This is a genomic window from Thomasclavelia sp., assembly GCF_017889095.1.
GTDB lineage: Bacteria > Bacillota_I > Bacilli_A > Erysipelotrichales > Coprobacillaceae > Thomasclavelia.
Map to the genome: position 1 here is coordinate 1 of NZ_JAGHEW010000062.1, position 9,346 is coordinate 9,346.

12 protein-coding genes, 1 tRNA gene and 1 pseudogene are annotated in these 9,346 nt (G+C 29.7%); 2 read left to right on the forward strand and 12 right to left on the reverse strand.

The window, feature by feature from the left end; translation table 11 throughout:
- The 8 genes and pseudogenes from J7M77_RS02685 to J7M77_RS02720 form a co-directional block, all read right to left on the reverse strand.
- Positions 1-379: pseudogene (locus tag J7M77_RS02685) on the reverse strand (2,3-bisphosphoglycerate-independent phosphoglycerate mutase); the annotation flags it as partial.
- Positions 380-475: 96 nt separating this feature from the next.
- Positions 476-658 (reverse strand): hypothetical protein, encoded by a 183-nt coding sequence (locus tag J7M77_RS02690; RefSeq protein WP_296875698.1) that lies wholly within the window; start codon positions 656-658, stop codon positions 476-478.
- A 50-nt stretch (positions 659-708) separates the two neighbouring features.
- Entirely contained in the window at positions 709-1,089 is a 381-nt protein-coding gene (locus tag J7M77_RS02695; RefSeq protein ID WP_296875700.1) for a hypothetical protein, read from the reverse strand.
- Positions 1,070-1,654, reverse strand: coding sequence for a CDP-alcohol phosphatidyltransferase family protein (locus tag J7M77_RS02700; RefSeq protein WP_296875702.1), 585 nt, complete (start codon positions 1,652-1,654; stop codon positions 1,070-1,072). Before J7M77_RS02700 ends, J7M77_RS02695 begins: the two co-directional genes overlap by 20 nt.
- Before the next feature lie 63 nt (positions 1,655-1,717).
- Positions 1,718-2,140, reverse strand: a complete 423-nt coding sequence (locus J7M77_RS02705; protein ID WP_296875705.1) for a GNAT family N-acetyltransferase — start codon at positions 2,138-2,140, stop codon at positions 1,718-1,720.
- A 4-nt stretch (positions 2,141-2,144) separates the two neighbouring features.
- Entirely contained in the window at positions 2,145-3,047 is a 903-nt protein-coding gene (locus J7M77_RS02710) for an alpha/beta fold hydrolase (RefSeq protein WP_296875707.1), read from the reverse strand.
- Positions 3,048-3,085: 38 nt separating this feature from the next.
- A complete protein-coding gene (locus tag J7M77_RS02715) occupies positions 3,086-4,279 on the reverse strand; it encodes an AI-2E family transporter (protein WP_296875709.1) in 1,194 nt (397 codons plus the stop codon).
- Between the two features lie 77 nt (positions 4,280-4,356).
- The gene (locus J7M77_RS02720) at positions 4,357-5,091 is read right to left on the reverse strand and encodes a copper homeostasis protein CutC (protein WP_296875711.1); all 735 of its coding nucleotides are present in this window, start codon (positions 5,089-5,091) and stop codon (positions 4,357-4,359) included.
- A 129-nt stretch (positions 5,092-5,220) separates the two neighbouring features.
- Between J7M77_RS02720 and J7M77_RS02725 the strand changes: the two genes are divergently transcribed.
- A tRNA-Arg gene (locus J7M77_RS02725) sits at positions 5,221-5,295 on the forward strand.
- 1,070 nt (positions 5,296-6,365) lie between these two features.
- On the opposite strand, the gene J7M77_RS02730 is transcribed toward J7M77_RS02725, so the two are convergent.
- The 4 genes from J7M77_RS02730 to J7M77_RS02745 form a co-directional block, all read right to left on the reverse strand.
- Entirely contained in the window at positions 6,366-6,683 is a 318-nt protein-coding gene (locus tag J7M77_RS02730; RefSeq protein ID WP_296875713.1) for a winged helix-turn-helix transcriptional regulator, read from the reverse strand.
- 39 nt (positions 6,684-6,722) lie between these two features.
- Positions 6,723-7,103 carry an ATP-binding protein gene (locus tag J7M77_RS02735; protein ID WP_296875715.1) on the reverse strand — a complete coding sequence of 127 codons (381 nt, stop codon included), beginning with the start codon at positions 7,101-7,103 and terminating at the stop codon, positions 6,723-6,725.
- Between the two features lie 96 nt (positions 7,104-7,199).
- Positions 7,200-7,790, reverse strand: a complete 591-nt coding sequence (locus J7M77_RS02740; RefSeq protein ID WP_296875717.1) for a helix-turn-helix domain-containing protein — start codon at positions 7,788-7,790, stop codon at positions 7,200-7,202.
- A 335-nt stretch (positions 7,791-8,125) separates the two neighbouring features.
- Positions 8,126-8,935: a MerR family transcriptional regulator gene (locus tag J7M77_RS02745; RefSeq protein ID WP_296875720.1), complete on the reverse strand. Its 810-nt coding sequence runs from the start codon at positions 8,933-8,935 to the stop codon at positions 8,126-8,128.
- A gap of 172 nt (positions 8,936-9,107) precedes the next feature.
- Here J7M77_RS02745 and J7M77_RS02750 point away from each other — a divergent pair.
- A partial coding sequence (locus tag J7M77_RS02750; RefSeq protein ID WP_296875722.1) for a helix-turn-helix transcriptional regulator occupies positions 9,108-9,346 on the forward strand: 239 nt, incomplete at its 3' end.

Here is a 9,346-nt window from a genome sequence, read left to right on the forward strand (position 1 = left end):
CATTAGAAGAATGAACCCCACCATTAGATAATAATCCCCAAATATGTAATTTAGTATTGTTATCTTTAGCATTTTTAATTGCTTTTAAGAATTCTTCGTTTTGATAGAATGTTCCATCACCAACTGCTTTATTAATTAAAGTTAATGACTGATATACAGTTCTACCTGCACCAATATTTAAATGCCCAACTTCGCTATTACCCATTTGTCCATCAGGTAAACCAACTGGCATTCCTGAAGCTTTAATTGTTGTTGTTGGATAAATAGCCATTAAATCATCAAGATTTGGGGTATTGGCAAGTTTAACTGCATTCCCGTCAATTCTTTCACTTATTCCGTATCCATCCATGATACATAATACAATAGGTCTTTTTTTCATCTATATATCCTCCGCTTTCATGACAATTATAACTTGTTTACTAGTAATAATCAATAAATTAAAACAACTATTGATAGTTAAATCAATAGTTGCAAATCACTTTTTCTTTTTAGGGGAACTTAAAATATACATTCCCCAAAAACATAGCACTAACGGCCAATATCCTTTTATATAATAAGCAATCGTCGCTACAATTCCCTGAAAATCCTGGGTGCGATCCATCGTCAAAATAATTCCTAAAACAATTAAAACAATTCCCGCATTTTTTTTGAAATCCATTTTTTATCACCCTTTATATCATAACAAAGGCAATAAAACGAATTTGTCGATTAAAGAATTGAACGAGCAAACTGCATCAATCGATTTAACTCAATCGGTTCTTTTCCTTTTTTCGAATAAACATATATTTTTTCATGATCATGATATTCAAATTTATTTGAATGAATAATGCTATTAATATCCCGGCGAATTTCTTCATCGATATAAATAAACATATTTTCAGACATCTTTCTAAGCAAGATACATAGACTAGCTAAAGCTAATTCTAAATCAAAATAAGATCTAATCAAATCTTTTTGAATTACTTCTTCATCAAAGACACCCATTTTTTTATTTAATTTATCAATATAATTTAACACTGCTTCAACACTATTGATTTCATCTTCAAGCATATCAATATAACATTCTTCTTTAATCGTTCTTTTGTTCATCACGTAACTTATCCTTATCTTTGATCATTTGTCTTAATTCCTTTGCATATAATACAAATGATAACAACATCAATGCACTGCTGCTAAAAATCATGATCTGACTCATTAATGTATCGGGAATATGAAAACCAATTAAAATGATCACCACGAAATAAAAATATGCGGTGGCTACTTTCCCCCACCAGGAAGCTCCTTTAATTCGAAGACCATAGTCATATAAATATAATCCCACTAATCCTAACATTCCATCTTTTAAAACAATAATTATTAATAAGATCCAGGCAAGGGGATAATTAAACAATAATGTAATAGCAATCGTAAATTGCGTTAATTTATCAGCAATCGGATCGATCAGCTTACCAAAATCAGTAACCATATTATACTTACGCGCAATAAAACCATCTAAAAAATCACTAAATCCTGATAAAACCAAGATCAACGCCGCAATCAAATAATGATGTTGCCAATCTGCATAAAAATAAACTAATAAAAATACTGGTATTAATAATATCCTAAAATAACATAAACAGTTTGGTATACTAAAAAAATTTGTTTCATCTTTCATCTTTTAAGCCCTCTTACTATTTAATTATAGTAATCTTGAACAATAAGTCAATAAAAGCTATGATTATAAGCATTTATTCATTGAAATATGTAAACACCATTCATCATAGTATTGATCACCATAACAACAATATCCTAGTTTTTCATAAAATTTACTTGCCTGCATCTGGGCGGATAGATGGGCCTGTTTAAAATTTAATTCTTTTGCCTTTTTTTCTAATCCTTCAATAACTTTTCTGCCAAGACCAAGTTTACGATATTGTTTTAATACAGCAATTCTGCCAAAAATAACTGTTTGCTTGTCCTGCTGGTACATTCTTCCAGTAGCTACGGGATGATCATCAAGATAAATAACTAAATGATAAGCATGCTTGTCAATTTCATCAAACTCATTATTAAATCCTTGTTCTTCAACAAAAACTTTTTGGCGAATCATTTTCGCATCTTCAAAATCTTCTTTACCATAACTATATTGATATTTTTCCATCTTTCTACTCCTTATTTTGATTGATAAAATTAATAATTTCCTGATAAACTGTCTGTTTATCTTTTTCATTTAATATTTCATGACGCATTTGCTTAAATAACCTGCTTTTTATATTGGTATAACCTAGGTTGTATAAATGCTTAACTGCCTGATTAAAAGCTTTTTGATTGATTAGACAGGGATCATTTTCACCAGAAATAAACAAAATCGGTAACTGTTTATTAACCTGATGGTTTTGTTTTTGATAGGCAGTGATCATTAATGATAACAGATTATAATAACCATTTAAGGTAAAATTGAAATTACACAGTTTATCCTCATTAAACTGCTTGACAACTTGTTCATCACTGCAAATCCAGCTATTAGCTTCTTTAAATCCCCGATTAAACATCCCAATTGAAAGCTGCCTAATTAACTTACTACGATAATGATCCCCTTTTACCTTACTTAAACATAAACAAAATAATCTTCCTGCTTTTGCAAATCTATTTTTTGATGGTGAACCACAAACAATCAAGCCATCAATTTTATGGCCATATTGATAAAGATAATTACGAACAATCAATGAACCCATTGAATGACCAAATAAAAATAGTGGAACATCTGGATATCGCTGCTTTATTAGACAAGTTAACTGATAAACATCTGCAACTAAAACATCACTGCTTTTTTGATAAAAATAACCTAGATCATCTTCTTTTAAAATACTAGCACCATGCCCGCGTAAATCATGAATAATTACTCCCATTTGATTTTGGTTTAAATATTCAATAAACTTTAAATACCGTTCTTTATGTTCACACATTCCATGAACGATTTGGATAATAGCAACTGGTTTTTGGGGACAAGATATAATTGTTGCCAGTGGTAAATTATCACTTTGGGCATTTATCGTTATTGATTCCATAAGTCCTCCTAATCTAAAAACATAACCTGCTTTACAAGTTATGTTTCTTGTTCAATGGTTGTTTCTGTAATTTTTAGTTTTCTTTTTTTCAAAACCAGATTAACTAATTCACTAGTTAATGAATATAAACAAGCAGCTAACGGCACTGCGATGACGGTTCCAAAGATTCCAAATAAATCACCAAAAATAAAAATTGAAAGTAAGACCCAAATGCCCGGCAAACCAACCGAACCGCCGACAACTCGCGGATAGATAAAATTATCTTCAATCTGGGATAAAACTTGAAAATAAACCATGAACCAAAAAGCTTTAAAAGCACTTTGGGATAGAATCAAAAAAGCACCGACAAACATAGCTGCAATTGGTCCAAAAAATGGTACAAATGAAAATAACGCAATAATTGTTGCGATTAATTCCGGATAAGGGAAACCAAATAAACGCATGGTAACATAATATAATATCCATAAAATACAGGCTTCAACTAATTGACCGCTAATAAAATTAGAGAAAACGATATTTGTTTTATGAGCATAATCAAAAATAACTTTAGTAATTTTATAACCAAAAATTGCTCCAATTAATTTTCGAAACTGTCGTAAGAATTTTTCTTTATTACCTAGTAAATATAAAGAAAAAATAAAACTTGTAAAAACTACTCCTGAGGTTGATAAAAAATTAGTAGCATTAACCATTAAGCCATCAGCATTTTTAGTTAAAAAATCCAATACCCCTTTGACTACATTTTGCCAAGGCATATTCATAAATTCATTGATACTGGTAATATCTGTGGTTTTAAAATCAATTTTAAAATATAAAAGCATGCGATCAATATTATAAAATACTGATTTTACAAAATAAGAAATATTACTCATCAATAAAATCAAACTATCAATGATATTAGGAATTATGATACTCGCAATTGTTATTACTAAACATAGAAATAAAATTAATGTAATAAAAATTGATAAACCTCGTTTTTTTTGATACCAAAAACTATTAGTTTTACATCTTTTTATGATTTGGCTTTCAATTAATTTCATTGGCTGATTTAAAATATAAGCTATTACAGTTCCAATAAATAAATATTTAAATAAGCCAATAATTTGACTAATAATTTCGTAAATCGTTCCTAAATTAAATAACAAAAATATTAAAGTTACCGTAAATCCAGATATAATTAATCGTGATTTAAGATATCTCATCATTTCTTGATCATCGTTAAATAAACGCATCCAATCACTCCTTGTTTCCATTATACCATAACCTAAAAAAAATAAAACCTCATCACAAATTTGTGACGAGATTTAACTTAATCTTCAACTAAATTAACCATTGCTTCAACAATTTCAAAACTAACCGCTTCGTAGTCATCATCATGATATCCAAAATTAGCATTATTTAAATGGGTTGTTGGATCTAACAGCCAGGTCTTACAAGAACTATGAACTTGATTTACCCCCGTAAACGTTATTAATTCTTCAACATTTTGAACATTGATCCCACTTCCAGGTAATATTTCAATATTATCGCCATAAGCTTCTTGCAAATATTTGATCATTCTCCGTCCTTGATAGGCTTTTTCTTGTAAACCGCTAGTAAGAATACGATCAACTCCAATTGTAATCAAAATATTCATGGCTTCATCAATATCCAAAACACAATCAATAGCCCGATGAAATACAGCTGTTCTATGATATGACTTAATTAATTCAACCATTTGTCTAGTTTGAACAATATTAATTTCCCCTTCTTCATTCAAACAGCCAAAAGCAATTCCATCGGCCCCGTTATCCAATAAAATCTCGGCATCAAGTTTCATTACTTCAAATTCTTCATCGCTGTAACAAAATCCAGCTCCACGGGGTCTAACCATACAGATTACTTCTAAATCAGTCATTTCTTTAACTTTCAACAATGTAGCTAACGACGGTGTTAATCCCCCAAGATGTAAAGCACTGTTTAATTCAATTCTTCTTGCACCCCCGTATTGGGCCTGCAAAGCATCATAATAACTCCCACAACATACTTCAACAATTTTACTCATCTTCTCAACTCCTGTCTTTTTATTTATTATAGCACTTTTTAATAAAGTATTATAATTATTTGCTTTTTAAGCTGAGTAATGTTAAAATTTAAAAGAAATTTTACTTATAAAAATCTATTTTATATAAACCTCCTCTTAGTTAAATGGATATAACAAGTCCCTCCTAAGGACTAATTGAGGGTTCGATTCCCCCAGGGGAGGCCATATTAGCTAAACACCGCAGTTTCATGCGGTTTTTTTATTAAAAATTGACTTTGGCAGTAAAATGGCAGTAATTGTTTTTTAATAACATTTATAAATCATATAGTTCAACATCTACCTATCCTTATTATAAGAAAACTCAGGAGACAACGTACTCACAGTACGCTTAGCATTTAGCTACCTGTCCTGGATCTTATTTTTTAATTCAATTTTATTATAAATAAACTTATTCCTTTTCAATATATTTATTGTTTATATTCTTTTTATCAGTTTACGAATAATTAGATTCGTCTTCAATTTGGGATACCACAAACAACGCTGAAAGCCTTGATTTTCTATATTTTTAACTTTTTTAATTCTGACATTTCTATCCTAGCTAAAAAGAAGAACTATTTTTCTTCATGACTTCAATTCGATACTTTATAAAGACTTTTCAAGGAAGCAGGTTTGCTAACACTTTTGAGTGTTTGTTTTAAAAGTTGTTCTTTCATTTTTGGAAAAAGCTACAAGGAGAGTTACAAATCCACATTCACATAATTCAATATTTTACAGATAATTTTAATTTCAACCAAGTTAACTTGGTTAATTGGAAAGGAAAAATATACTGCAAATGACTAACTACATGAGTCATTTATAAGATACCAGGAGATAGTTTTTATATTGCCTAAAAATAAAAGATATTCGTATAAAATTTATGAATATCCAAAAGTGAATTAAAACAAAAAAGTTGTAATTATTTTAGAGTGGATTTACTCTATTTCGTTATAACCTCTTATAAATTTTACTTTGTTTTTATTAATTTAGATAAATAAAAAGCGGGCATGGAAGGTCCCGCAACGAGACCATACGCCTCGTTTTCTATTATTATATGCTAGTAATTTAGAAATATCAAAGATTATTTTATCCAGTTTTCTTGAATTCTATTCATAATAGCAGGTTTTAAAATCTTTTTTGGATACAATAGTCTAAACAATTTCTGTATTTGTGTACATTTCGTTTATTAGTTTACAAATAATTTTGTAATCCAAAATTTAAACTAAAGAATTAACCATTTTCCTTTACGCTTTGAACCTTCACGAATTATTATCCCTTCTTTTTTGTAAATTTGAAAATATACGTTTTAAAGTTCTTAAAGAAATATTTAATCTTTCAGAGTATTCTTTTTGTGTTAAAGTTGGGAATTTATCTATTAAAAGCAATAAATTTGATTCATCTTGTGTTAAATCTTTATTATAAGTGCCAGTTTTAGTGCCATTAGTGCCAGTTTTAGTGCCATTAGTGCCAGTTTTAGTGCCATTCTCATTATTTTTGGTATCTATTTCACTACTTCTATAAATGTTAATCCTCAAATCAACATCCCCACCAATAAACTCAGGCTCTTTTAATGCCATTTCTTTTGCACCTTGAATGATACGGGGAATCCCACTGCCTTAATGTTCGATTAAGTTTATATACGAAAAAGTATTTGCAAGTGCTTCATTTCTTATTTTAGAATATCCTTGTTTCATTTTTTCGATTGTTTGTCCCAATGGTAATTTACCTGGAAAAGTTATTTCTAAACGATCATCATAAATGGCAACTTGGATATTTCCATGATCTAGATATGAGCGATGAACCGCTGAGTTAATAAGTAACTCACGAATAATTGCAGGTGGTATTTCATAAATATCTTCACGATAAATACCTTCGATTTTAGCACCTAAACGAATATTACGAAGTACAAATTGATATGCCTGCTCTATTTGTTTTTGGATTGGTCCATTAAATTCTCTTTTATCAATAAATATTGCCTTTGTTGTTCCTTTAAACAATCCGCATTGAATTGAGTAATTAACATTACTTGTGCCAGTTAATATAGTATAAGCATTGGTCGGAAATAATTTATCCTCTCTTTCAATTAAAACACCCTATGAAAGTAGCTGGCGGATGGTTACATCTTTTACTCTTCTTTTTTCTTCGTCACTTCGAGCATTACTAATAGCAGTTTGCTTTAAAGATTGACATAATTCATTTATTTCTTCTTTTGTTACTTCCTCACCTAAATATATGGATTGATCATAGCAGCGATTATTTCCTTCAAACATTAACTCTTTAATCATATATAAATCTGCTGGTCTTGTTGTGCCTGCCACTCTTATATAAACTCCATTTTCTTTTCCAAGGGATTTAATAAAATAAAGTCGTTGTTTGCCAGCTTCAATCTCAACAATAATAATTGTTTTATCATCAACAGTTTGAAATGATATATCTGGAATAATTGTAGGTTCACAAGAATCAGAAATTGCATTAGTAATACTATCCATAATTTTAAATACACTGTTTTTATCAATCCCTACAACTTCTTTTGTTGTATCGGCTATTCCAAATATTATTTTTCCTCCTGATCCATTTGCAAAGCCAACAATAGATTTCATATATTTTATACTTTTATCAGGAAGTTTTTCTTTGAACTCAGTATTTAACGATTCACCATATAAAAGCAACTTATTCAGTTCCATTAGCCTCAACTCCTTGTTACTCATTATAGCATAGTTATAACATTTATTTAATCTATTATTGACACCACAAAAAATTTCTATCAACACAAATACAAAAAATATTACAAGCAAAAAAGCGATTACTTACTGCTAATCAATAAATTATTTTAATTAAGAAAAACAAATCAAATTAATAAATATGATAAAAAGGTATGAAATGAAGCGAATACAATTTATTAGACATTAAATTATATTCACCTCATTAATAGAGTCCTTATTCAATTATATTAAATAAAATTTTAAAAGCGATTTCGAAAATTAAAATTGTCGATTATAATCAAATTTTATTCAAAATGCTACTTATCCTTTACCGGTAGATAAATTCGTGTTTCATATTTATCGGGATTCCCTTTTAATGTATATCCCATGCTTTTATCGTAAAATTCAATAATTGGAGCAAAATATTCTAGGTTATGTTCATGTGCATAATCAAACAACGATTGATACGCTAAACCTAAGTTCTCATACGCTCCAATGTGTTTTACACCGATTGCTGTTACACTTTCAACTGTTCGAGTTTGAATATCTTGTCCATATACAGGAGCGGATACAGGGACACAAACCTCCATGTCTGCTATTTCTGCATATTCCAAGTTATAATAACAAGTGAATGGAACACCTGTTACTTTTTCTCCTGCATATTCAAATAATTTAGAAAAATAATCACCAATTTCGCAATATTTCCCCTTAAATCGAATGGTTGCAACTAACTTAGAATCCAATTCTGTAAAATTAACTTTGTAACACATATTCTTGACCTCCTTATTTTCCAGAGGGGACAGGATTAAATAGGTTTTCATCTCTTTAATCAAACTTTGCTGTTCTTTAATATTTTTTTCTACTAAAGAAATTTTTTCCACGATAAAATCATTAAAATCTTCTTGTGTTTTCATGTTGGAAAGAACATCTTTCATTTCCATAATGGAAAAATTAAATTTTCTTAACCAAGTGATAAACTCCGCTTTTTTTATATCCTCTGCATTGTAATAACGATAACCATTCTCCTCATTTCTGTAAGAGGGAGATAAAATTTTTTCACTGTCATAATATCGTAGTGTTTGTGTTGTTAAGCCTGTTATTTTAGAAAATTCACCTATTCTATACATCTGTTCCACCTCTTTCTATTAGTATCTTACCCTTTATAGTGCGCTATAAGGTCAAGGGAAAATCAATACTTTTTATAATTGTACTATACTACTAGAAACACACAAGTCCTACAATACGTTTTACTGTACCTGTTAGAAAATCATTAGAAATAATAAAATGTGGTGATCATATATGCGTAAAAAAGAAGATAAATACGATTTTAGAGCTTTTGATCTTACCATAAAAAAAGCTCGTATGAACAAAGGTTTGACTAGTGAACAGGTGAAAGCAATGATTGAAAATAACCCTCGTTACCTAACAAATATCGAGAATAAGGGGCAGCACCCAAGTTTACAGGTGTTCTATGACCTTGTTTCATTACTGGAAGTTTCCGTTGATGAATTTTTCCTGCCTGCGTCTGATCTGGCGAA

What these genes read in the sequence shown, in the direction of transcription:
- J7M77_RS02690 (WP_296875698.1), bottom strand. Translation starts at nt 658, where the DNA reads ATGGATTTCAAAAAAAATGCGGGAATTGTTTTAATTGTTTTAGGAATT.
- J7M77_RS02695 (WP_296875700.1), bottom strand. Translation starts at nt 1,089, where the DNA reads ATGAACAAAAGAACGATTAAAGAAGAATGTTATATTGATATGCTTGAA.
- J7M77_RS02700 (WP_296875702.1), bottom strand. Translation starts at nt 1,654, where the DNA reads ATGAAAGATGAAACAAATTTTTTTAGTATACCAAACTGTTTATGTTAT.
- J7M77_RS02705 (WP_296875705.1), bottom strand. Translation starts at nt 2,140, where the DNA reads ATGGAAAAATATCAATATAGTTATGGTAAAGAAGATTTTGAAGATGCG.
- J7M77_RS02710 (WP_296875707.1), bottom strand. Translation starts at nt 3,047, where the DNA reads ATGGAATCAATAACGATAAATGCCCAAAGTGATAATTTACCACTGGCA.
- J7M77_RS02715 (WP_296875709.1), bottom strand. Translation starts at nt 4,279, where the DNA reads ATGCGTTTATTTAACGATGATCAAGAAATGATGAGATATCTTAAATCA.
- J7M77_RS02720 (WP_296875711.1), bottom strand. Translation starts at nt 5,091, where the DNA reads ATGAGTAAAATTGTTGAAGTATGTTGTGGGAGTTATTATGATGCTTTG.
- J7M77_RS02730 (WP_296875713.1), bottom strand. Translation starts at nt 6,683, where the DNA reads ATGGCATTAAAAGAGCCTGAGTTTATTGGTGGGGATGTTGATTTGAGG.
- J7M77_RS02740 (WP_296875717.1), bottom strand. Translation starts at nt 7,790, where the DNA reads ATGGAACTGAATAAGTTGCTTTTATATGGTGAATCGTTAAATACTGAG.
- J7M77_RS02745 (WP_296875720.1), bottom strand. Translation starts at nt 8,935, where the DNA reads ATGTATAGAATAGGTGAATTTTCTAAAATAACAGGCTTAACAACACAA.